Raw genomic sequence first — 23,224 nt, 5'->3', positions numbered from 1 at the left:
ACTCACCTCACTCCCCACGGATCATTTCCTTTTCTATAAGCTGCTTGGCATCCACCTTGATGCGCGAGACATCCTTTTCATCGAGGACATCCAGGTATTTGCTCATACGGACATGCTGATAAACTTCCTGCAAAGTGGATCGCCAATCATCCATTGACCAGTCTTCCATCGTCCTGACGATCGAATCAACCATGAGATTCGGTGCCGCGAGAATACCTGAAGAACGTCGTTCCAGTTCCAAGCTCCGAATCCAGACAAACGGCTCATTCTCCTCCAGATGTTCTCGCAAAATTTCCACCCATTCATTATCAGGTGCTTGACTGAATAGATCAGCCGCCTCAGCATCCACTTCGGTCAAAACCAATTCCACAATGCGTCCTCGCTTCGTTTCACCTGTCTCCAGCGCTTCATCGCATCGCTGTATCCACTCATTTGCATGCCGCAGCCCCGAACAGTTCACTTCCACACGCTCAAAAAGGATTTCTGAAGTCGGCACAAATCGAAGCTTTGTTTCGCTCTTCGATAACTCCACCTCATAAAATCCTTTCATACCTCTTTCATTTCGATGCCGGCCTTGAATATTACCGGGATAAATGATGGCCGGCTCCTCATGCAATTGCTGGCGAAGATGGATATGTCCAAGCGCCCAGTAATCATATTGCTTTTCGAGAAGCTCTTCCTTCGTAAACGGCGCATACACAGCGTGAGTGGCATCCCCAGCGACACTGCCATGAAGCATGCCGATCGTCAGGCTATTTCCTGCCGCTTTTGGATAGTCGCGGATCATAGGAGTCCGAACATGCCTTTCTTTATAGCTGAAGCCATGGATGAATACATCTTCTCCGTTCACTTGGAATGTCACCGTTTCGACTGTATCGCCAAAGACATGGACATTAGGCGGCAAGGCGACCCTTGTCCATGTCCCTCCCAAATGATCGTGGTTCCCATGAGAAAGAAGAACAGGAATACCTGCCCCATAAAGCTGCTCCATCCCTTCCTGGAATTTCAGCTGTGCTCTCAAATTCCGGTCTTCCCCATCATATAAATCACCTACAATGAGCACAAAATCGGGTTTCGATGCGAGCGCGTAGTCTATCAAACGCTGAAATGCCCGGATTGTACTATTCCGGAGTGCTTCCAGCCGGGATGGCGGCAAGTCAGTCATCCCTTTGAAAGGACTTCCAAGATGAAGATCGGCTGTATGGATAAAACGGATAGTAGACATTGCACTCCTCCTTACGCAACGAATATTTGTTCCTATTTTACCATATGTAACACAAATAGAAACATAAATATAAAAGGAAGCCCTCCGTAGAAGACTAACGGGTTCGGAACGTAGGGAGAAAACGTAAAATAGCATACTGATTGGAGACACAAACAGACGGAGCCGATTGTTGGATAGGAAACGCTGGATTGTCAAACTGTTGCTTTACGTTCCAGGCGGACGCGTTCCGGATGGCGGGCGGTGAACCACACCCCTCGCTACGCTCGAAGGGTGTTTCACCTGTCCCGCTGATCCTCCCGGAGTCGCCGCCTTCTACTCCAAGCAACGGCAAGCACTAAGAATATAGGTTTTTCTACAATCGGAGCCTTCAGCAGAACAATTGTTCAGAAGATAAAGTCTAATTACTGAGTATAGTATTTTCTAAGGGGATAAGAATGGGGATACACAGATATTTATGGGGGCTAGCTGTGGTTATTGTGCTTGCTACAATTATCACCTTTCTATTTCTGCTCTTAAAGAAAGAGAAAAAGAACTCGGATATTTTCACATATAATATTTGGATTGTTAATTTTCCAGTGGTTATTCTTTCTTGTTAACGGATATGCATTACTGCCTAGAAAGATTGGCATTGCTTCATTTACACCGATATGGTTACTTTTATGCGGAATGGGTGTAATCGCAACTCTTTATGAGTTCATAAAATAATATAAAAGTTGCTGCCCCGTTAGCAGGACTGACCGCTATCAGTTCGCTATTTACTGTTTTCAGATATGGTTTTTAGAAATAACAACAAACGGATGGTTATATGGAATAATGGATTGCCCGTATGGTTCAGAATTAAGAGGGAGGTACTTAGTTGATTGGAGTGGAAGCTGGCGACTCCTTGGGGATAAGCGTGACAGGTGAGACCCCGCAGGAAAAACCGTAACACGGAACGGCTTTTGCGATAATAAGCAAAGTGTTTGGAGCAAGCTTGAATGGCGAAACAACAGGTAGAGGATGCCTTAATTTCTGCAAAGAACACAGAAATACGGCAAATCGAACTCTTCGTTGTTCGATTGGCTCACCGCACGCCCCCAGGAAAGCGTCCGGCTGGAACGCAACTCAACGGGGATTAATTCTATTCCGGATAAGGGCGAAATCGTCAAATAATTCGCTACAATAGAATATAGCAAGTAAAAAAGCACAGACGACACTGTGCGTTTTTACTTGCTATTTATACTGTTAATCGGTGCGAACCGTATGCTGATTAGGGTGAAAATTGATGTACGTTATATTAACCCAACCCATTAGTAGAAGACTTCCTTTCTTTTATTCCTTCCCTAGCTGAACTGCTTTTTTAATGTCCTTCAAGGAACGAGACGGGCCATACATTAGGACGCCGCCGCGGTAGACACGAGCCCCAAACCAGCCAAGCAGGAACAAGGTGACTAGCATAATGCCGATGGATAAAAGCGGTTCCCATAGCGGCAAGTTCAGCATACCAACACGCAAGAACATGACGAGCGGTGTGAAGAACGGGAAATACGAAGCGTATTTCAAAAAGCCAAGTTCCGGATTATTGAGACCGGCCATTGCGATTAGGAATGCCGCAACGATTAGCAACGACATCGGCATAATCATTTGCTGGACATCCTCTGTCCGGCTGACGAGCGAGCCGAGCAATGCCGCCAGTGTGGCATATAAGAAATAGCCAAGCAAGAAGAAAATAACTGCATACACCAAGGTGGCGACATTGAAATTTGATAGATTCAGCATATCCAGAAAGCCGCCTGTTTCTTTTGTTTTAGAGGTATTGAAAGCAATGAAACCGGCTAACCCGTAGATGATAATTTGAACGATGCCAAGCATTCCAATGCCGAATACTTTTGCAAACATATGCTTTACGGGCGATACACTGGAAATAAGGATTTCCATAACTCGGGACGATTTTTCTGTAGCGACTTCCATCGCAATCATACTGGAATACATGATGACCGAAAAATAAATGACAAACATTAACACGTATACAAGAACGCTTGCCTGCATCAATTCTTCCTCCGACTTCGCAGAAGGAGATACGTTCTTCTGCTCAAACTGGATCGGGGTGAAAAGCGACTGCACCTGCTCTCCTGTCAACGATAATTGTTGAGCATTCATTTGCGTTTGGATGGTTTGAAGCGATTCTTGCAGTTGTCCCGGGATATCGAAATCTATGACGCTTTTCGTCATATACTTCGCTTGGATTGTATTCGTTTCGTTCAAATTCAACGTAACAAACGAATCCAGTTTTCCTTCTTTCACTTGCTTTTCAAGTTCGGATTCCGCAAGATCGGATTGGACAAGCTTCAATGAATCATCTGCATCTATCTGCGCTTTCAACATCGGGAAAAGTACACCGCTATTATCAATGACCTTCAGCTCGTTTGCAGCCTCATCATCCCCAGTGACATTTTTGACAGTGTCAACGATGTTGCCGATATTGGCAAATATGAATATCGCCGCCACCATAATGGCTGTCGTAATAATGAAAGACTTCGCCTTTGCCTTCGTGACAAAAGCCTGTTTAAAAATAATCCAAAACTCACGCATGCTCTTTCCCCACTTTCGCTATAAAGATTTCCTGCAAGGACGGTTCCTCGATCTCAAAATGCCGGATCGGGCCGGCTTGCATTGCGCCAGTGAGCAACTGTTGAGCAACCTGTTCGTCCTCGATTTGGAAGATGCCCCCTTCTACCGTTTTCGTAAAGCCGGTGACACCCGCAATGGATTCCAATGCCGTCAAATCATGATCAGCTTTGATTTGAACATTTTGTCTGCCGAATGAGCGCTTCACATCGCGCAGCGATCCTCTGACAATCTGATTACCTCTATGGATAATGCTTAGCTGTTCACATAACTCCTCGACATGATCCATCCGGTGACTTGAGAAAACGATCGTCGCCCCATTATTCCGAAAATCGAGGATAGCGCTTTTTAACATCTCCACATTGACGGGATCCAAGCCCGAAAACGGTTCATCTAAGATGAGCAGCTTCGGATTATGCATCAAAGCGGCAATCACTTGGATCTTTTGTTGATTCCCTTTTGACAGCTCTTCCACCCGTTTGTTCTTATATTGCGGCACTTCGAACCGTTCGAGCCAATGATCGATTGCCTTTTTTGCATCACTCTTTTTCATGCCTCGCAGTTCCCCGAGAAAGACGAGCTGATCCTCGACTTTCATTTTCGGATAAAGTCCGCGCTCCTCCGGCAAATAGCCGATTTCTGGACTTGTCGCATACGAAATTCTTTTGCCGTTCCACGTAATCGTCCCTTCATTTGGCGTCAGCAATCCCAACACCATCCGGAACGTTGTCGTTTTCCCTGCCCCGTTGGCCCCCAGAAAACCATACATGGTCCCTTCCTCTACCGATAAGTTCAGGTGATCGACTGCCGTGAAATCACCAAACCGTTTCGTCACATTCTCCAATAATAGTGTCATCTTTTTCCCCTCTCTCTTTCTCTGCTATCCTACTTACGCAATAGGCCGCATATTCGTTTCACTTATAATCTTTTATTTAGAATCATAACCGCCACTACATATGAAATGAGCATAATGCCGTATGCCGAGGCAACAAGCACGAATGCGAGAGCGACACCTTCAAAAATGAGTGCACCGAGCCACATGAGTGCAAGGACAATGACCGTGATCGCCCAAGAGATTGTGCGGGCTTTCGTATGCACCGCTTCGTAGCGCTCATCGAACTTCCGCTCTTTCCTGCCTTTCCGGAAGTAAATCAAAGCAACTAACAGGACAGCCCCCGCTCCTGTAATAAACCCTGCGAGTGTTTCCAATGTTGGATTCATAAGAATCCCCCCTTTAATTCTGTTTATTCGCTATGGCTGCGCCAATACCGTAGGAAATCATATGGATGACCCAGATCGCGGCTAAGATGAAGAAGGCTAACTTGGGGCCTTCCACAATCATGACAATGGCCCATGCAACTAAAATCGCAACGGTCGTCGCACTCCAGGAGATCGACCTGGCTTGCCGGTGAATATTTGTATAACGCTCGTCAAACCTGCGTTCCTTTTTTCCTTTCCGCCTGCTGAAATAGAAGATAATACCGGCAATCGCCAAACCTAACGGCAACCCGGACAAAAATGCCCATATATCAAATCCTTCGTACAACTGTCATTCCTCCTCCGGTAAGAAAATATCTTCAATCCTGCAAGCAAAGAGCTTTGCGATTTTGAAGGCTAATATGAGGGATGGGTTGTATCGTCCTTTTTCCAAGGAAATGATTGTTTGTCTGGATACATCCAGCTTTTCCGCAAGATCGTCCTGCGTCCAACCCATCTCTGTCCTCTTTTCCTTTATCAAGTTATTCAGTTGGATGCTCCTCCCCTCGTTTGTAAAGTTTCTTTTACGTAAAGCTAACTTTACGTAAAGTTTACTTTACCTCGAATTCATTGTCAAGCAACCTTTACATATTATTTTACCTTAACGACTGAATGGCTGTTCATTTATTGGCCTGGCATTGTATAATAGAGAAAAGCGAACGGAGGGATGGACATATGAGAACGTATAAATTGACGGCGTATGAGAAAAATGGGGAATTGCTGACGGAAGAGACATTTACCGCGGCGACAGACGAAGAAGCGAAGGAAAAAGGACGTGCCCTGCTGGAAGAGAAAGCCTTGGCGGAAAAGACGCATCGCCTTGCTTCGCCTGCAGGGAAGCTATTGCTCTTCCATACATGATATACTGAAGAAAATACTTCCGGAGGTAGCTGTATGAACATCGCGCTTATTGCACACGATCAGAAAAAAGATGAAATGGTGAATTTCACGATTGCCTATGAGCATATCTTTTCACAATATACGTTATATGGTACAGGAACAACGGGCAAACGAATTATGGAGGAAACCGACTTGCATGTCAATCGGCTAATGTCCGGGCCATTAGGCGGCGACCAACAAATCGGCTCGATGATTGCGACGGGGGAACTGGACTTAATCATTTTCTTCCGCGACCCGCTAACAGCACAGCCTCATGAACCGGATGTCAGTGCCCTTTTGCGTTTATGCGATGTATACGGAGTTCCTCTCGCAACAAATATTGCGACGGCTGAACTGCTCATACGTGCGATTGAGAAAGGCTACTTCTCCTGGCGGGATACCGCAGAAAAATATCGTTCCAAAGGGCTCATGTAAAAAATCATAATAAAACCCGCTTCCAAATGTGGAGGCGGGTTATTATATTTATTACAACAAATGCGTACGAAGTGCCTGCTGCAAGGAGCCAATCGTTTCTGTCTGTTCATCAAATCGGACGCCGAGCCTAATAATGTTGCGCACAACATCTGGCCGCAGTCCCGTAATCACGGTTCGGCATCCCATCATTGTTGCGCCATCAATGATTTTCATCAATTGGTCAATTACCTCGGCTTCCATATTGGCTATACCCGATAAATCCATGAACAATGTTTGAATGCGCAAACGGCTGATCTCCATTAATACTTTTTCTTCCATCACTTTGGCACGGAAATAATCGATCGTTCCGATCAAAGGAAGAATGGATATATGCTGAGTGATAGGAATGATCGGCACCGAGAGATTTTCTACTAATTCTCTTTGCGCTTTTAGCAAAGAATCTTTGTATGTCGAATAGTTGATAAAAAATGCATTCAAAAATGTATCTACGCGATTATTAATCTGCTTTTCCAAACTGAAGAAGTCAAACTTGCTTGGTTCCGCTTCTGTATATTTATTAATAAAGGACCAAATCGTTCTCCGGATTGCTTGTACCCATTCGAGCTTGAAGGATAAGGTAAGCGAGTGGGTTGCCCAAGCAATTCCTTCCTGCTTGGCAAATGCGAGAAGCTCCTCTTCCCTGCCTTCCATAATACAGGAAACGAGATGATGTGCATTGTTAATCAAGTCAATATTACCGATTTCAAGAATGTCATCTATTTTGTCTCTGACGGTTACAGCTTCATTCAAAAGTTCTTGTTCGAACAACTTCTTATTCTCTTCAAAGTACTTCTCAGCTGATTCATTGTTGAAGATACGGTCCATTCTTGCTCCCCCTTTTACATCTATGCATCTACATATATAGCCGTTTCAGAGAGAGAATAAACCTTTACTTAAAGATAGTTTCACTGGAAATTTAATACATTCATTTCCCTGTAAAAGAAGGCTTCCTTTTTTCAATAAATGCTTGTATTCCTTCCATGTGATCGACAGTGCTGCGCATCGCTACTTGGGCTTCGCTCTCCATTTGCAGCATGTCATCCAGTTCGCTCATCTTTGGAGCGTGTAAAATCTTTTTCGTAGCCAGCATCGCCTGTATCGGGGATGCCAGCAAGTGTGCAGCGAGTCCCGAAACCGCTTGATCCAGCTGTCCACTTGGAACGATTTGATCCACCAGCCCCTTCGCCTCTGCCTCTGAACTGGTCATCACGTCGCCTTTCCAAATGAGTTGCTTCGCTTGCGCGACTCCAATCCGTTCCTTCAAGAAGAAGTGGCCTGCCCCATCAGGCACTAAACCGATGCCAATGAAATTCATCGCAAGTTTGCTATCTTCCTCGGCAACAATAATATCGCAGCCTAGCGCCATGCTGAAGCCAAGTCCGGCAGCCGCACCATGTATAGCCGCGATCGTCACTTGTGGCAAACTGTACAACCCTTTCGCGAGCCGGGTCACATCCACCATCACTTTCCCGATATCCATCGGCGATTCCGGATCGATCATTTTCTTAATATCCCCGCCTGCCGAAAACGCCCGTCCCTCTCCTTGAAGGATCAGCACCGGCACAGACGCATCATCGCGCAATGCCTCAAACGCATCCGCCAGCTCCTTCATCATCACATCATCCATCGCATTCATCGCTGCTGGACGATTTAAATACAAACGTGCAAGTCTTCCCTCTTTCACCAATCTAATTGTCTGATACATCATGACACCCCTTTTAAAATGAATAGCCGTTCATAATGTACTATTCGGCGTATTTCGCTAAAATCCTTTAATCGGTGGGGATAAAGTATTTTACACTTTGGTTGCATTTGATTTAAATCCTTTTTGTTGTCCGCGGGGGTTGCTTCGGTCAGACACGCATAACACTAGTTTCTTAACAGGCTCCTCTTGATATGTATGCGTCTTTCAATAAAAACCCTTAGTTGGTCAAAGGCATTTAGCGGGACATCATTTGTTCTACATCATTTTTGTTGTTCGCGCAGCTGGTATTCAGCAAGCCGCGCTAGTCGCGCATAAAACCACCGTAACCGCGCATTACACTGCCTTACCCGCGCATAAACTACTTCCACCCGCGCATACCCCTGCCCCAGGCGCGCATTAAGTCGGGACACCCGCGCATAACGCAGCTTCACCCGCGCATAAAACTAGTTTCTTAACAGGCTCCTCGTGATATGGATGCGTCTTTCAGTAAAAACCCATAGTTGGTCAAAGGCATTTAGCGCACCATCATTTGTTCTTACATCTTTCGATCCCCGCGAAGCTGTTTGCTCATCCACCGGAAAGTGGTAACTAAACAAAAAAAAGAACCGCCTAGCAAATCAGCTACATACTGATTTCAAAGGCGGTTTTCATTCATATTTATGCTTCCGAAACAACCGGGCGGTTGGGGAAGATTCGCTCCAAGTGTTCGATCTTTTTATCAATATACTCTTCGAACGTCAAAATGTAAGCAGCCGGATCTTTCGGATTTTGGAATTGTGTAATCTTTTCGGTGACGGGATCCATGAATTTGCTGGACGCCCCGCAGCCGATCCCGATGATCGTTTGAACCTCTTCCATGATGAGGATATTGTATATGCTCTCTTCTCCTGGTTTTGCGTAGCCGACGTTTTCCAAATTGCCGAGGATATTTTTCTGCCGATACAGATAGTATGGAACATAGCCGTTTGAGGCAGTCCATTGCTCGCCCCGTTTCATCATCTGCTCGACAGTCACGCGGTCGGCTACCCGGTATTTGTCCTTATTCCGGGTCATTTCCGAGGCGCGTTTGAATGATAGCGTATGAATCGTCAATGATTCCGGCTGCATTTTTTCGGTTTCATTTAATGAATGTTGGAACTCGTCCAGTCCTTCATTTGGCAAGCCAATGATGAGATCCATATTGATGTTTCGCATGCCCATGTTTCGAGACAGCCAAAACTTGTCGATCGTTTCCTGTACTGTATGGTGTCGTCCGATCGCCTTCAATGTCTCATTGGTGTAGGATTGCGGATTGACGCTGATCCGGTCGATACCCCATTTTTTCAGCACTTCAATCTTTTCTGGAGTAATCGTGTCCGGGCGCCCCGCCTCTACGGTCACTTCACGCACTTCTTTCATATGCGAAAATGAATCATACATCGTTTGATAGAGAGCGTCCATCTCGTCTGCTTCAATGCTTGTCGGCGTGCCTCCGCCAAAATAAATGGTCGTAATTTTGATGTCTCGTTCTTTCAGCCATTTGCCAATTTCCCGCATTTCCTCGTGCAAGCCATCCAAAAATGACTCGACCCGTCCATTTTTCCGGTGGATGGCATAAGCAGGAAACGTGCAGTAGGCGCATTTCGTTGGACAGAATGGAATTCCGATATACAGACTCACTTCGTTTTTCAAGTCATGCAGATCAGGTATTGCTCCTAATTGCACGTCTGCTATTTTCGCCAGCAAATCCACTTTCTCCTGCGAGATCCGATGCTGCTTCATTAGCAATTCCTTTGTATCTTTTACTGATAGTCCTTCGTTTCGATACTTATGATACAACTTCGTCGGGCGGATGCCGGTCAATATCCCCCAAGCCTGCTCCATGCCTGTAGCCTGCTCCAGTGAATCGAGGAAGAGATGGGAGTAAATCCGTTTTAATTGCCGGTTGCGCTGCTTCTCGTCCCCTTCTTCTTCCTTTTCCGAGAAAGCAGAATGGTATACATGCCCGTTCCACTTCAAGGTGGATTCCCCTCGCCATGTGCCTGCAGCCTGCTCGACAGTAAATTCAACTTGAATTGCATCGTCCGTGTTTTCTATTTCAATTTTCGCTTCTTCAAAAAACAGATTCGCCAAATGGGTGAACATGCGTATCCAATCTTGCGGAAACGATTGCTGTGTAATGATTTTTTGCAATTGAAGTACCAACTTTCTTTGATTACTCAAATACCTTTCCACATTGTATCAAAAATCCCGAAAAACCGCTTCTCGAAATAAAAAAACGACCTGATGACAGGCCGTCCACTTCGTTATGATATCGTTTGGTACAATTCTTGCACCGGCTTCATGAGTACCCGGTTGACTTCTTCAATCAAGCCGCTCAGCTTCATTTCCGCTTGGAGCAAGTTCATGATCTTCTCATTTTGTTGCGCCAATTGAGCTGTTTTCTGTGCATACTCAAATTCTTCTGGGGCAATTTCTTCCCCTTTCATTTGCTTCTCCTGCAATGTCACTTGGATTTGACGAAAGCTCTTGAAAAGCTCCAATGCCGTCGAATCTGTTTTTACTTCGTTAATCGCTTGTTCGACTTCCGCAAATTCATCGGTCTTGCGAAGTGTTGCTTCCAATCGGTTTACGTCGTCATAAATATTTACTGTCATAGTAGGTCCCCCTCAGATTATGTTGTAAAAAATACGATCAAGCCTTGCACGATTCCAATGAGACCTCCGAGCAAAGCGCCGAGAACGGTGATCATTTTAAATTCCCGTCTGGAAATGCCTAATACTAAGTCTTCCAACACGGCAACCGGAAATGAATCTACTTGCTCCCTGACAATTTCATCTAGCTTCAGCCTGCTAAGAGATGCCTCCAACTGCTTTTCTGCCTGGTCGAATGCAAACCCCACAAGCTTCGGCGTAATATGGGCCGAAGTCCAATCGGATCCTGACGGCCAATACTCGGCCAGTGTCTTATCCAATCTTGCTTCGATCGCAAGCTCCCTCTTAGCATATGCTTTGATGGAAATGAACAGTCCATCCCAATCGAAGTTGCCGATCAGCTCTTCCATTGGACGTTTTGTGAGTTTATTCCACTCTTTCTCAAGCAAGGAATGTACCAAGTTATATGTCCCCGGAGCGGTGACGAATTTCAAAGCTTCCCGCTGAACTTTTTCCACAAGGGAGTTCGAATCTCCGAATAGCATATTCAACATGCCACCGAATGTTCCTTTGGACTCCAGAAAATCATTAATCAGCTTCTGAAACATCACTTTTCCTTCATAGGAATCAATATAATTCTCAGCACTTTGCAAAATGTGATTCGTAATGGTAGGCAAATGTCCGCTTGCCTGTTGAAGCCATTGCGCCGGCACCACTTCCTCGACTGTCCCGGTCATTAATTTTCGGCGTACAGATGCCAATTGCCCGTCCATGACTGCCATGACCTTTTCTTCCGCTTTCCCTGCAAATTCAGAAGCGCCAGCGACTGCCAGCCAATCGTTCAATGTCTTGTCAGATTGGAGAATATGCTCATCCAATTTGCGCTGTACAATTTGTTCCGCTTTCGTTTCCATTTGCGGAGTAAGCAGTTTCTTCCGGAATGTCTCAGGGGTCAATAAATAATTCGTCACAGTCTTCCCTAGTTGCTTCGCCAGCTCATCACGCCGTTTCGGAATTAAGCCAGGGGTGAAAGGCACCCGCCAGCTGCCGATATATTTCGGTTCATGCGGCCTAAAGAGCATCTTGATGGCCAAATGGTTCGTAAAGCCGCCGATCAAAGCCCCGATGACTGCCATGAACAGAAGGGTCCATATGAAATTCATCGCTTCACCTTTTCCTACATAGTTCCGCTACATTATAACAGAACCATCGCATAGGCAAAAAGAATAAGGTCTGCTTGACTATAAATCATTTCAGCCAATTTCCATCGTTGTCTATCCCAATCCTCTTTCCATTCCAGGACATTTCAAGTGGAAATACCTCGGATGCCTTCTTCGAAAAATACCATCGCCTGCCGGGAGGGACAAGCACAATGTACGTGTCTCCTCTTCCTAGGAAGTTTAACTCATCCGGATGGATATCCGTTCCTTTCCGCAGTGGGATGCCTGCATCCAGAAGCTGTTCTCCGACTCCCGCGACATCTGGCGTGACGATACCGACCTCGCTAATATTTAGGAAGGACTCTTTTGTCAAATCGCCAAACAAATCTCTTTTTCTCCTGCCAATCAACTCGACGATATTGCCCGCAGGATCTTCAAAGTACATCGAATCTGCATCGAAACTCGGGAAATACACCTCATCCCGTCCGTCTTCCCAATTTAAAGAAAGCCGGTCTTTGATAAAGTATTTCATCATGGAGAATTGATTTCCCGGAATATTGAATGCGAAATGATAAAATGCGGGCTGTTCCATTTCTTTGAAGGTTACTTCTGATTCACCTACTCGAAATGTCATCTGCCCTTCTGACTGTTCGACTACGTCCAGCTCCAGTAAATCTACGTAAAACCGTTTCAATGCTTTTAATTTATTTGTATAAAATGTCGCTGATTCAATCATCCCTGGATTCTCCCGTCTGTTTTCCCCATCACTTTTGAAAGCAGTTTATGCAAAAGTATGAGAGTAAAGTATAGAAGCAATGAGCCAAAGACTAAATTCCATAAATCAAAAAACAGATGTTGTAAGTTACCCGGTTTAAACAAGTCAGCCGATACGGCAATCGGTTCTTTTCCATAGTATTCAACCCAGCGAAGCGGCCAGCCAAAGCGATATCCGGGCTGCGGAATAATCAAAGCTGAAAGCGCAACAAATAAGACACAAAAGCCGAATAACTTCTTATAGCGCAGCATATTCTCCCCCCAATCCTAGCTATATCAACCATCCAATCACAGTGACTATTTCAAGAATTATTGGTAAACTATTATACAACAATTCTAACATATCCATGCTGCAGCTGTCCCGCGGCTGTACATACTCAAAGGAGGAGCACGATGACAATTCAATTTCGAAAAGAAGAAGAGTTTTTTACTTTCCATGACCCGATGCAGGGTGGCAAACTAATTGATCGCAAGACAGAAGTTCGATTCGATCCGCTGACAGGAGAGACAGCGCGTATCATTTTTGATCCGGGAGCGCCTTTCACTCCTGCTGATTTTTCTGAAGAAGCTGTATCAACAGAAGGCAAGAAGTGTCCGTTTTGTCCTGAAAATGTCTTTGATTCAACACCTAGATTTCCTGATGAATTATTCGACGGAGGGCGTCTGATTCATGGTGAGGCTGTCGCATTCCCTAATCTTTTCCCTTATAGTAAGCATAATGCCGTCGTCCGGATGAGCGATCAGCATTATGTGAAGCTGGATGAATTTACAGTGCCGCTTCTAAAGGATGCATTCATGACTGCTCACCAATATGTAGAGAAAGTCGCGGAGTTTGATCCGAAAACGGCATACGCATCCATCAACTGGAACTATCTCCCTCCCTCTGGAGGCAGTATTATTCACCCGCACATCCATGTGCTCGCTTCTGAACATCCAACAAACTATCAGGCAAAAATCGCCCTCTCCAGCAGGAATTTTACCGAGCGGGAAGGCGTCGGCTTTTTTGAATCATTGGCAGCGGAGGAGAAAACACTTGGAGAGCGTTGGATCGGCACTAAAGGATCCATTGAATGGGTTCACGCCTTTGCCCCGCTCAGCCATGCCGACTTTATCGGCATAATCGATGCAGCTGCCTTAGAGGATTTAACGGATGCACATTATGAAAGCTTGGCGGAAAGTCTAAAAGCATTCTTCGCTTATTTCCAACAAGCCGGCATTAACAGTTTTAATTTAGGCCTGTTCATTCCCCTCTCCGGTTCCCAAGCCGAGCGGGTTCATATCCGCCTCATTCCAAGGATGACAATTGGCATATTGAAGACGAGCGATATGAATGTCTTTAATTATTTACACGGAGAACCGCTTTCCTTGAAAGCTCCGGAGGAAGTGGCGAAGGCGGCCAAACTCCATTTTGCAGAAAACTAATAGAGTAGGTGTTTTTGATGAAAAAAGAAGTGATTGACCGGACTGGACGTCCTGTGACTTTTACTTATCCACCCAAGCGGATCATTTCCTTGTGTCCAGGGATTACAGATACTTTATTCGCTCTCGGATTGGAACAGGAGATTGTCGGCAGAACCCGTTTTTGCAAATATCCTGAAGATCGTGTCCAATCGGTGCCCGCTGTGGCCGGTACAAAGGACTTGAAGCTTGAGGCGATCCTGGAAGCAGCACCCGATCTAGTTATTTTGGAAAAAGAGGAAAACACGAAGGAAATGGCAGAGCTGCTGGAGCAGCATGTGCCTGTCTATGTGGCAGAAGTGCAGACGGTCAAAGAAGCACTGCAAATGGTTGAGACAATGGGAGACTTGACGGATCGCCGGCTTCAAGCAGAAAAGCTGGTGGCGGACATACAATTGCGATTTGAAAAATTGTCGGCTCGAGCAGGTGCGCGGGCCGCTTATGTAATCTGGAAAAAGCCCTACATGGTCGTCGGCAAAGATACGTATATACACGATGTATTGCAACGACTCGGATTTGAAAATCCCTTCCTTCAAAAGGAAGGCCGTTATCCCGCAGTCACACCGGATGATTTTCAGGAAGCGCAGTTGGATACGATCTTTTTAGCTTCTGAGCCGTATCCGTTTAAAGAGAAACATCTGGATGAATTCAGGAAAATGGCGCCAGGAGCTGAAGTGGTCCTGATCGATGGCGAGATGCTTTGGTATGGGCCTCGAATGCTTGAGGCACCAGACTATTTCATTAAAAATCTAGGTTTGTAATCAACCTTTATATGCCCAATCTACTAATTGGTTATACTTTACATAGTTTGATAGGCATGCTATCATCCTCTATGGTATCTATACTAAATGTGCTACTAATGGCTCATTAAACTCCATAAGAGGTGTATACATTGTGAATCGTTTTGCATTTAAGAGCGTTGCTATGAAAATATTGGCAGGTTTCGGCATTGTTATTTTATTAATTTCTTCCTATAGCACGTTCAATTTCTACGTTACGAAAAGTGAAAACAAGCAAATGGAAGAGATTATTAACCGGCAGACCGAATTGTTGATTGCCAATCAGCTGTTGTCCAACTCATTATCCTCAAGAATTTCTTTTGTTCAAGGGTATTTACTAACTGGCCAAACCGTTTATTTAGATCTGTTTGATCAATATACCGAGCTGGGAAAAACGAATGAAGATATTGTCCGCTCTTTGGATGACAGCGAAGAATTTGAAAAGCTCATCCAGCAAACCGTCGCATGGCGGGAGTATATGAAAGAGGAAGTTTTCAATGAATACGATCGGGGCAATAAAGACAATGCCCTTCGAAATTTGATGATTTCAAGCAATGACTTGAAGGTCATCAAAGACGGCTATGAACAGATGGCAAAAGAGCGGGAAGCGGAAATTAAAGCCTTAGGCGATAAAATGCTTAAGCATAGTAAGACAAATTCCATCATTGGCGTTATTACGTCCATTACGATAACAATCCTAGCCATCATTGCAGCATTCGTAACAGCGCGTCTCATTTCCAAACCGATTCAGTCCGTTACGGGTCGTATGCGTGCCATTGCGGATGGCGATATTAGCCAGGAACCGTTAGTTACAAAATCACGTGATGAAATCGGGCAGCTGATCGGAGCGACGAATGAAATGAATGCCAAGATGCATTCGATCCTTCAACAGATCAACGAGGTAGCAAACACGGTCGCTTCCCATAGCGAGGAACTGACCCAATCGGCTAATGAAGTGAAGGCCGGATCGGCGCAAGTCGCCATGACAATGCAGGAATTGGCGGTAGGTACGGAACGACAAGCCTCGCATGCCGGAGATCTTGCCTCTTTAACCGCTTCGTTCCATCAAAAAGTGCAAGAAACGGATGAGAGCGGTGCGAGGATTCAAGGGTATTCCCGCCAAGTCAGCGACATGGCTTCCGAAGGGAATCGACTCATGGACTCGTCTATGAACCAAATGGAGCGCATTAACCAAATCGTGCGTGATTCAGTTGACAAAGTGGAGAAATTGCAAGACAACTCAGCTCAAATTTCATTGCTTGTTTCTACTATTAAAGATATTGCCGAGCAAACTAATCTGCTTGCGCTGAATGCAGCCATCGAGGCGGCACGAGCAGGCGAATCCGGACGAGGGTTTTCTGTTGTGGCTGATGAAGTGCGGAAACTGGCCGAACAGGTCGCTTTATCCGTCTCGGATATTTCATCGATTGTCCTGCGGATTCAGCAAGACACGAGCCAGGTGACGAACACGTTAAAGGATGGTTATAGTGAAGTGGAATCCGGTTCGGACCAATTGAAGGATACGGTTCAAACATTTGAGCGCATCAATGAAGCAGTCAATCAAATGGAAACCGGCATTGCTACCATTGCTGGCAACTTGAATGAGATTGCCGAAAACAGCCAGCAAATGAACCAGGCAGCGGACGATATCGCTTCCGTCTCTCAAGAAGCGGCGGCAGGTGTTGAACAAACATCCGCTTCGGTTCAACAGACGTCCAGCTCCATGGAAGAAGTCGCAGCGAGCTCCGAGCAGCTTGCCAAGCTTGCAGAAAACCTAAATGGTCTAGTAAGACAATTTAAATTATAACGTCAAAAGGGCTGTCATGAATGTCTACTGACTTCAGACAGCCCTTCTTTTATCCACCCAATGCATTGTAAATCGCCGTCATTCGGATGGCATGCTCCATCTCATCATGCATGGCAATGAAAATTGGATTGTGTGCCTGTTGAAATGGTATACTCAGCAGCATGATCTTATAATGCTCGACGGAATCCAGTTCATCGACAAGCGCCCGCCTTGCGCACTCTTTCAAATCATGGCATGCAACCGGTTTTCTAGGATTTTGAACAAATGTCCCGGTCATCATATAATAGAGCTGTTGCATCATCTCGTAATGGCTTTTTTCATCTTCGTACGCATGTTGAATGAAATCCCGCCACAATTGATTATTTGTCTGCTCATACATGGATTTGTAAAAATAATAGGACCGATATTCGTCCTCGATGGCCTGCTTCAATTGATTCACAAACACGGCAGCATCCTTTCGCTCTCATTTCTTCACTCTATGCATGGGAAAGCTGCCATATGAAAGGAGCGATTTCATTGCTGCAGCATTTCAACTATAAACCGATGTATACGGAAGGCACACTGCCAGGCTGGACGTTCTCTTTTTTCTATCAACAACAACGCTACACAGGAGATTACATGCCGGACGGCGAAATCCGATGGACCGGAGACACACCACCTGAAGAAGAGACCGTCAAAAAAATGATCCATGAGCTCATGACGTTTCACGTCTATGAATGAAAGAATGAATTCCACATATACTACCTTCCGATGAGGAGGAGATATGATGGATAAAGAAAAAACACCGGAACAATTGCGGAAAGAAAAAGAGCAATTGAAAATCCAGAACCAAAAAACCGAAAATGTCTTTGAAGACAAAAGCCGCGTCCCGAATGAGCAAAACGCCTGGAAAGAAACGCAGCCTGAACGGTTTTAATGACAAAAGGGTTGGGAATTCGAACTGAATTCCAACCCTTTTGGATGTCGGCAAATATCAGAAACTCCTGTTACCACGCTCTCCCTATTCCCTTCAATCAAAGAACCATATCCTCATTTAATAAAATGCAAGCCCCTGATTGGTCAACGGCATTCTGTTCGATTAATATCTTGCATTCCCACGGATCCTCCCGCGATTCTCGCCGCACCCACTGACAGGTGTAGGCGCGCATAAGTGCCCACCCGCGCATTAAGCTCTCGTACCCGCCATTAAGCCAGCATACGCGCATATTAACTCGTTTCCTCTACCGACAAAAACGAACTCAAATTACTTCAAGAAAATGGCCACGCCCCGCTTTCAATTAATATGGCTATGTAGTAAACAAATAATTCGTGACTCCGGTTACGAAAAACATGGTGAGTTTCATTTCCCGATCGATCCTGATGATTATGAGTCTTTTGGATGAAGAGTATTTCTCGATTGTTGAACAATTGGACACTATATCTTCAGATTTAGATTACCTGGACAAAGAAGTAATTACTGAAGGAGACCTTGTTAGGAATTCTGGCGGGCGCTTCCATTTAAACGATCATGAATTATATTCCGGATCCCGAATTGAGTTCTTTTACCATGATGACTTCCACGACATCGATAAAATGGGTTGCATCGCGAATTGAACATTCAGGTGACTATTTATCGTTAATTATAAAGAAGTACCTTTTGATGGTCTGCGCAGTCGTATACGGCGTCGTTAAGAAGTCTCTCTACAACAAAGAGCAACGGATCCCTTTTTAGGAACCATTGTTCTTTGTTGTTTCGTGTTTCGGATTTTATTGTACTGGGTGTTCCACATTAGTTACGAGTAAATAAATGGATATTAATTCATATTCATAAACTCCTTATGTTATAATTTGTCATATATTATTCTTACTATCCCACTTCAATAATTAATAAATTAATTACATCCAAGGATTCATTTTTAAAATTTTTAGATAATGAGTTTGATTATCTTTTCTAGCTTACTTATAATTGTAATTACATTACAGAATAGGAGGTAATTTTATATAAAAAAGGACCCGTCTTGAAAGATAGTAAAAATGTCGGCGCTGCGCTTCACCCTTGCCCTTAGGGACGGGAACGGCGTTACGGGCAGATGCAGCGAATTTATATTTTCGGAAGTAGGGAAGAAAAATGATTGAATTAAGAAAAATTACCCACGATAATTTTGAGGCAGTGTTGAAGTTAAGCATAACAGACGAGCAGAAAGGAAATGTGGATCCCAGCATATATTGTTTGGCTAAAGCCTATGTAAAGATACTCAACGACGAAAAACCTCCTATGATCTTCGCTATATGCAACAATGATGAAGTCATAGGATATGTCGATATTGGATTTTTCGAACTGGCGGAAAGTGCATTTTTATGTGAAAAATATGGAGATAAATCTACTTATGGGCTTAATCGCTTTATGATTGATAAAAAGCATCAAGGCAAAGGATTTGGCAAACAAGCAATGATGAAAGTTATTGATTACATAAAGTCGTTTCCACAAGGAAAAGCCGATGCAGTTTCTACATCATATTGGATGGTAAACGAAGCCGCCCGGAAGTTGTATGCGTCTGTCGGTTTCGTTGAAACAGGAGCGATATGGGACGGACAAACATTGGGTAATTGGAATGCAGAAAGAAAAGATATAGAGTATGCAGAAGTAGGTGCCAGACTCGGATTATAAAGCTAACAATTTGAATAGTGCATCGTACAGTATAAGACCAACTATGCGAAGTCAATAGCAAAATTGCAAAAACAGCAGCGGCTCCAACCGGAGAGGGATCCGTTGCTGAGTTTATGAAATTGATTAGCTGTTTTGGGTGGCGTAGGGCCTTTACAACAGGTATATAGATATTTACCTTACGGGCTGTGCTTACCGTACACTTTCACCATAGAATGCCTGCGATAATAAATTAAATTCCGTCTATCAATACGCCAAACCAGGAAAGAGGTAGCTGATAAATTAGGGATCTCTAACAGTCATCCTCTGAGTCCAGTTGGCTGCAATCGAAATCATGTTCGAAATCAGTATTCAACTTACTAAAGTCAGTACCTTCAGGGAAAAGCTCAATAGATATTCGATCACAATTCACACATCTACTTCTACTAATTTCATTATCAATACACTCCTCAGCATCATGTATAAAAAGTCTACCTAGCCCTTATGATGACTGTCCAAAATCTCACTAAGCGATGCCCACCCGCGCATTATTTCACACATCAGTTCAAACCTAAAAAACTACAGACAAATTTCGTCTGTAGTTTTGATTGATTTATTCATCCTCCAATTTCCTGCGGCCAAAAATGAAATAATAATAAGTAGATGAAATGACATAAAGCACGGCTGTGATCGTGAAGGCGTAGGCATATCCCCAATACGTGCCTTGCGAGACGACGAGCCCCGTTGCAATCGGCCCCATTGTCGCCCACCCTAAATTAAAAACCATCTGGTTCGTCGAATTGGCAAGCCCCTTGTATTTATCAGATACCACTTCCATCGCGACTGCGCTTTGAATCGGATTGCCCGCATTCATTAACGCCTGACGCATTAAAAAGCCGAGCGACGCAAGCCATAAGGAAGTCGTATAGGCAGTTAAAATTAAAAACGGAATGGACAGCATTTGAAAGAGAATGAGAGCTTTTACCTTCCCCATCCTTCTGGACAGGGCAGGACCAATCATCGCCGCCACCGCTGTCATCGCAGAGCCCAGCGACAGTACCAAGCCGATATAGGAATTGCTGGCGCCAAAGCGATTCGCAAAATAAAGATTCAAATATGGAACAACTAGGCCTGATCCAAAACCGATGAGTAAGCCCGCGAACGAGAAGTGGAAAATAACTATTAAATTACGTTTTAAGCTGTCGTCCGCTTGCTGCTGTTTAGAGACTCTTTCACTTTTCTGCTCAGCATGTTCCTTTTGCTTCTCCTTCAATTGAAAGAAAGGAATGAGCCCAGCCGTAAAAATGGCTGCTCCAATATATAGTGAATAACGAATGGCATCCACAGTGCTCATTTTCAACAGGCTTTCCAAGGCATCGGCAATAATTCCGCCAAACAGGCTGCCGAAAACATTGGCAATGGTAATAAAGGCAAAGTTGACGCTGAACAGGTGGACCCGCTCGGAAGGAGATGAATTTTCCGCTAAAAACGGAATCCCAGACACTTGGACGAACGCCATGAAAAGCCCCGTTAGAAAGGCTGCCGTAATAATCGGAGCTTCTGTCACCGCCGCTCCCCTGAAAAACAAAGTCGAAGCTGTTAAGACGGCTCCTCCGACAATCAGCCATTTCCTTCCGATTTTATCGCTTAAGAAACCTGCCGGAATGAGCATGATCGCCGAAGCCGTAGCCGTCATGGAAATGACCTTTCCGTTGACCGTCTCCGGCATGCCAAGCTCACGGATGTATAAATTGTACATCACCATAAAAACACCCATCCCAATTTGGATGAGTATATTGCCTAACATAAAAAACCGGACGTTCCGGTTAAACGATAAGAAATTCCGTTTCCAGTCCGACATCCATCTCATTTTCGTTTCCAACTTTCCTAGCACACTATTTCGATAATCTAAATATACGTGTTACTGAATAGTTTCGCAAGTAGAATTGGAGAATTAGCAGACGTAAAACTGGTTATGCCAATTAACCTGTTGCAGCACCTTCCGTCTGCCTTCATTCATGCTTTTCTAAAAGCCTTTGAACCTGGTCGATTGCACGCAAAAAGGAGGCCCATTACCGAGCCTCCTTTCCTTTATCCTACCTTCGCGCCATTACCCGCCTGCAATTTATACATTTGTGCATACTGGCCGCCAAGAGCAAGCAATTCATCATGCGTACCCTGCTCCACAATTTCTCCGCGGTCCAAGACGAGAATCCGATCCGCGTTTTTAATTGTCGATAACCGGTGAGCGATAATGAATGTCGTACGTCCTTTTTTCAGCACATCCATCGCATGCTGGATGATTTCTTCTGTTTCTGTATCAATATTCGAAGTTGCTTCATCCAGAATCAAAATGGCTGGATCGAAGGCTAATGCCCGCGCGAATGAAATCAATTGCCGTTGTCCGGAAGAAAGGGTACTTCCCTTTTCGACAACCGGCTCATCAATGCCACCCGGCAAGTGCTTCAGCACGCGTTCGCCGCCTACCGCATCAAGCGATTGCTGAACCTTTTCCCGGGAAATGCGTGCATCCCCGAGGCTGATGTTCGACTCGACTGTTCCGCTGAATAAATACGGATCTTGTAGAACGATTCCCATATGGTCACGGATCGTCTGGCGCGGAATCTGGCCAATATCCTTGCCATCTATGGTAATACGACCTTTCGATACATCATAGAAACGGAATAGCAAGTTCATAATCGAACTTTTTCCGGATCCGGTATGGCCAACCAGCGCCACCGTTTCACCTTGCTTCGCTTCGAATGAAATATTCTTCAGCACATATTCCTCTTCTTTATACGCAAACCAGACATCCTCGAAGCGTACGTTTCCACGGTAGCGGGCAATCTTTTCATCACTGACCGGCTCCCCGTTGCGATCCATCAAATCAAAGACACGGTCGGCAGCAACAAGCGACTGTTCCAACCGGGCAAACTGATTGACGATACCTGTGATCGGGTTGAATAAACGCGTAATGTAATCAACGAACGCATACAGCAACCCGACAGACACAACGCTTTCAGCATTTAATGAAGCCCCGCCGAAATACCAGATAAGGAACACGAAAGCGAGTGAGCGGATAATATCAACCAAGTTATGGGACGTCGCCGCCTCCACTTTCAATAACTTGCTTTGATACGTGTAATGCTCGTCATTGATAGCATTGAACTCCGAATCCATCTGCTTTTCCCTACGGAATGCCTGGATGATTGTCATCCCATTAATGGATTCATTGATCATCGCGTTCATTTCACTGTTCTTGCTTCGGATAATATGGTTCACTTTGGAAGCGAATTTACGATATGCCTTCATCCAAATATACAGGACAGGCAAGACGAAAAGGGTGATCGCCCCCATCTTCGGATCCAAATAGAAGAGTGCAATGAAAATACCGAGCATATACATGCCGCTGATTGCGAATTGCGATACAACCGTCACATACAAGTTACGGATTGCTTCCGTATCGTTCGTAATTCTCGCGACTACCTTCCCTGCCGGCAAATTATCGAAGTACCGGATCGGAAGTCTTTGAATGTGAGCATACAGCTCATTCCGCAATTTTTGGATAATGCGGTTTGCCGCCTGCTGCAACAGCAAGTATTGAAAATAACGCAGTATAGCTGTCACGACTGCCAATCCGAAGAAGACGGCAAGTAATTTAGCAATTGGTGTGAAATTGATTGACTGATCCACCGATGTGGCAATATGATCATCGATGATCTTTTTCGCAATCAATGGACCCATCAAGTCAGCTCCAACGGCAAACGCCAGCAACACCAATCCTGTAATAAGAAGCTTTTTATAAAACAACGCATAATGCAATAAGCGTTTTCCTGTACCCAT

25 protein-coding genes are annotated in these 23,224 nt (G+C 44.8%); 9 read left to right on the top strand and 16 right to left on the bottom strand.

The annotated features are described in order from the left end of the window. Positions 1-7: 7 nt before the first annotated feature. Positions 8-1,225 carry a metallophosphoesterase family protein gene (locus ACSW3C_RS16575; protein WP_486563925.1) on the bottom strand — a complete coding sequence of 406 codons (1,218 nt, stop codon included), beginning with the start codon at positions 1,223-1,225 and terminating at the stop codon, positions 8-10. A gap of 977 nt (positions 1,226-2,202) precedes the next feature. Between ACSW3C_RS16575 and ACSW3C_RS16570 the strand changes: the two genes are divergently transcribed. Continuing rightward, positions 2,203-2,343 (top strand): hypothetical protein, encoded by a 141-nt coding sequence (locus ACSW3C_RS16570; protein WP_486563924.1) that lies wholly within the window; start codon positions 2,203-2,205, stop codon positions 2,341-2,343. A 193-nt stretch (positions 2,344-2,536) separates the two neighbouring features. Here ACSW3C_RS16570 and ACSW3C_RS16565 read toward each other — a convergent pair whose 3' ends face one another. From ACSW3C_RS16565 to ACSW3C_RS16545, 5 genes are all read right to left on the bottom strand, one after another. Next, positions 2,537-3,796 (bottom strand): ABC transporter permease, encoded by a 1,260-nt coding sequence (locus ACSW3C_RS16565; RefSeq protein WP_486563923.1) that lies wholly within the window; start codon positions 3,794-3,796, stop codon positions 2,537-2,539. Further along, positions 3,789-4,688, bottom strand: a complete 900-nt coding sequence (locus ACSW3C_RS16560; RefSeq protein WP_486563922.1) for an ABC transporter ATP-binding protein — start codon at positions 4,686-4,688, stop codon at positions 3,789-3,791. Before ACSW3C_RS16560 ends, ACSW3C_RS16565 begins: the two co-directional genes overlap by 8 nt. Positions 4,689-4,750: 62 nt before the next feature. Continuing rightward, positions 4,751-5,053 carry a DUF2178 domain-containing protein gene (locus ACSW3C_RS16555; RefSeq protein WP_486563921.1) on the bottom strand — a complete coding sequence of 101 codons (303 nt, stop codon included), beginning with the start codon at positions 5,051-5,053 and terminating at the stop codon, positions 4,751-4,753. Between the two features lie 13 nt (positions 5,054-5,066). Continuing rightward, the gene (locus ACSW3C_RS16550) at positions 5,067-5,378 is read right to left on the bottom strand and encodes a DUF2178 domain-containing protein (RefSeq protein WP_486563920.1); all 312 of its coding nucleotides are present in this window, start codon (positions 5,376-5,378) and stop codon (positions 5,067-5,069) included. Positions 5,379-5,381: 3 nt separating this feature from the next. Next, the gene (locus ACSW3C_RS16545) at positions 5,382-5,579 is read right to left on the bottom strand and encodes a helix-turn-helix transcriptional regulator (protein ID WP_269135977.1); all 198 of its coding nucleotides are present in this window, start codon (positions 5,577-5,579) and stop codon (positions 5,382-5,384) included. A gap of 185 nt (positions 5,580-5,764) precedes the next feature. On the opposite strand from ACSW3C_RS16545, the gene ACSW3C_RS16540 reads away from it, so the two are divergent. Both ACSW3C_RS16540 and mgsA read left to right on the top strand, forming a co-directional pair. Continuing rightward, positions 5,765-5,950, top strand: a complete 186-nt coding sequence (locus ACSW3C_RS16540) for a YhzD family protein (RefSeq protein ID WP_486563919.1) — start codon at positions 5,765-5,767, stop codon at positions 5,948-5,950. Positions 5,951-5,983: 33 nt separating this feature from the next. Next, positions 5,984-6,403: a methylglyoxal synthase gene (gene mgsA, locus ACSW3C_RS16535; protein WP_238081208.1), complete on the top strand. Its 420-nt coding sequence runs from the start codon at positions 5,984-5,986 to the stop codon at positions 6,401-6,403. Positions 6,404-6,454: 51 nt separating this feature from the next. Here the strand turns inward: mgsA and ACSW3C_RS16530 are convergent, their stop codons facing one another. The 7 genes from ACSW3C_RS16530 to ACSW3C_RS16500 form a co-directional block, all read right to left on the bottom strand. Continuing rightward, positions 6,455-7,267 (bottom strand): STAS domain-containing protein, encoded by an 813-nt coding sequence (locus tag ACSW3C_RS16530; protein WP_486563918.1) that lies wholly within the window; start codon positions 7,265-7,267, stop codon positions 6,455-6,457. 100 nt (positions 7,268-7,367) lie between these two features. Then, positions 7,368-8,150 (bottom strand): enoyl-CoA hydratase, encoded by a 783-nt coding sequence (locus tag ACSW3C_RS16525; RefSeq protein ID WP_486563917.1) that lies wholly within the window; start codon positions 8,148-8,150, stop codon positions 7,368-7,370. A 654-nt stretch (positions 8,151-8,804) separates the two neighbouring features. After that, entirely contained in the window at positions 8,805-10,271 is a 1,467-nt protein-coding gene (locus tag ACSW3C_RS16520; RefSeq protein ID WP_486564043.1) for a coproporphyrinogen III oxidase, read from the bottom strand. 161 nt (positions 10,272-10,432) lie between these two features. Then, the gene (locus ACSW3C_RS16515; protein WP_248513241.1) at positions 10,433-10,783 is read right to left on the bottom strand and encodes a YlbF/YmcA family competence regulator; all 351 of its coding nucleotides are present in this window, start codon (positions 10,781-10,783) and stop codon (positions 10,433-10,435) included. 17 nt (positions 10,784-10,800) lie between these two features. Continuing rightward, a complete protein-coding gene (locus ACSW3C_RS16510) occupies positions 10,801-11,943 on the bottom strand; it encodes a DUF445 domain-containing protein (protein WP_486563916.1) in 1,143 nt (380 codons plus the stop codon). A gap of 85 nt (positions 11,944-12,028) precedes the next feature. Then, positions 12,029-12,676, bottom strand: coding sequence for a hypothetical protein (locus ACSW3C_RS16505; protein ID WP_486563915.1), 648 nt, complete (start codon positions 12,674-12,676; stop codon positions 12,029-12,031). Beyond that, the gene (locus tag ACSW3C_RS16500) at positions 12,673-12,966 is read right to left on the bottom strand and encodes a hypothetical protein (RefSeq protein WP_486563914.1); all 294 of its coding nucleotides are present in this window, start codon (positions 12,964-12,966) and stop codon (positions 12,673-12,675) included. Before ACSW3C_RS16500 ends, ACSW3C_RS16505 begins: the two co-directional genes overlap by 4 nt. A 141-nt stretch (positions 12,967-13,107) precedes the next feature. Here ACSW3C_RS16500 and ACSW3C_RS16495 point away from each other — a divergent pair, with 141 nt between their 5' ends. The 3 genes from ACSW3C_RS16495 to ACSW3C_RS16485 all read left to right on the top strand — a co-directional run bounded on the left by ACSW3C_RS16495 (position 13,108) and on the right by ACSW3C_RS16485 (position 16,758). Beyond that, positions 13,108-14,136 (top strand): hypothetical protein, encoded by a 1,029-nt coding sequence (locus ACSW3C_RS16495; protein WP_486563913.1) that lies wholly within the window; start codon positions 13,108-13,110, stop codon positions 14,134-14,136. Positions 14,137-14,153: 17 nt separating this feature from the next. Then, on the top strand, positions 14,154-14,933 hold the full coding sequence (locus tag ACSW3C_RS16490; RefSeq protein WP_486563911.1) for an ABC transporter substrate-binding protein: 780 nt from the start codon (positions 14,154-14,156) through the stop codon (positions 14,931-14,933). A 133-nt stretch (positions 14,934-15,066) separates the two neighbouring features. Continuing rightward, complete coding sequence (locus ACSW3C_RS16485) at positions 15,067-16,758, top strand: methyl-accepting chemotaxis protein (RefSeq protein ID WP_486563910.1); 1,692 nt, start codon at positions 15,067-15,069, stop codon at positions 16,756-16,758. A 49-nt stretch (positions 16,759-16,807) separates the two neighbouring features. Here the strand turns inward: ACSW3C_RS16485 and ACSW3C_RS16480 are convergent, their stop codons facing one another. Then, the gene (locus tag ACSW3C_RS16480; RefSeq protein WP_486563908.1) at positions 16,808-17,197 is read right to left on the bottom strand and encodes a ferritin-like domain-containing protein; all 390 of its coding nucleotides are present in this window, start codon (positions 17,195-17,197) and stop codon (positions 16,808-16,810) included. A 77-nt stretch (positions 17,198-17,274) separates the two neighbouring features. On the opposite strand from ACSW3C_RS16480, the gene ACSW3C_RS16475 reads away from it, so the two are divergent. The 3 genes from ACSW3C_RS16475 to ACSW3C_RS16465 all read left to right on the top strand — a co-directional run bounded on the left by ACSW3C_RS16475 (position 17,275) and on the right by ACSW3C_RS16465 (position 19,405). After that, positions 17,275-17,478, top strand: a complete 204-nt coding sequence (locus tag ACSW3C_RS16475; RefSeq protein WP_248513249.1) for a YheE family protein — start codon at positions 17,275-17,277, stop codon at positions 17,476-17,478. Between the two features lie 46 nt (positions 17,479-17,524). Then, entirely contained in the window at positions 17,525-17,674 is a 150-nt protein-coding gene (locus ACSW3C_RS16470) for a hypothetical protein (protein WP_486563906.1), read from the top strand. A gap of 1,191 nt (positions 17,675-18,865) precedes the next feature. Continuing rightward, complete coding sequence (locus ACSW3C_RS16465; RefSeq protein WP_486563905.1) at positions 18,866-19,405, top strand: GNAT family N-acetyltransferase; 540 nt, start codon at positions 18,866-18,868, stop codon at positions 19,403-19,405. Between the two features lie 589 nt (positions 19,406-19,994). Here ACSW3C_RS16465 and ACSW3C_RS16460 read toward each other — a convergent pair. Continuing rightward, positions 19,995-21,251, bottom strand: coding sequence for an MFS transporter (locus ACSW3C_RS16460; protein WP_486563904.1), 1,257 nt, complete (start codon positions 21,249-21,251; stop codon positions 19,995-19,997). A 221-nt stretch (positions 21,252-21,472) separates the two neighbouring features. Further along, on the bottom strand, positions 21,473-23,224 hold the full coding sequence (locus ACSW3C_RS16455) for an ABC transporter ATP-binding protein (protein ID WP_486563903.1): 1,752 nt from the start codon (positions 23,222-23,224) through the stop codon (positions 21,473-21,475).

This window comes from Sporosarcina sp. AD_1 (genome assembly GCF_057373025.1).
This window is presented reverse-complemented; position numbering and strand designations above follow the sequence as displayed.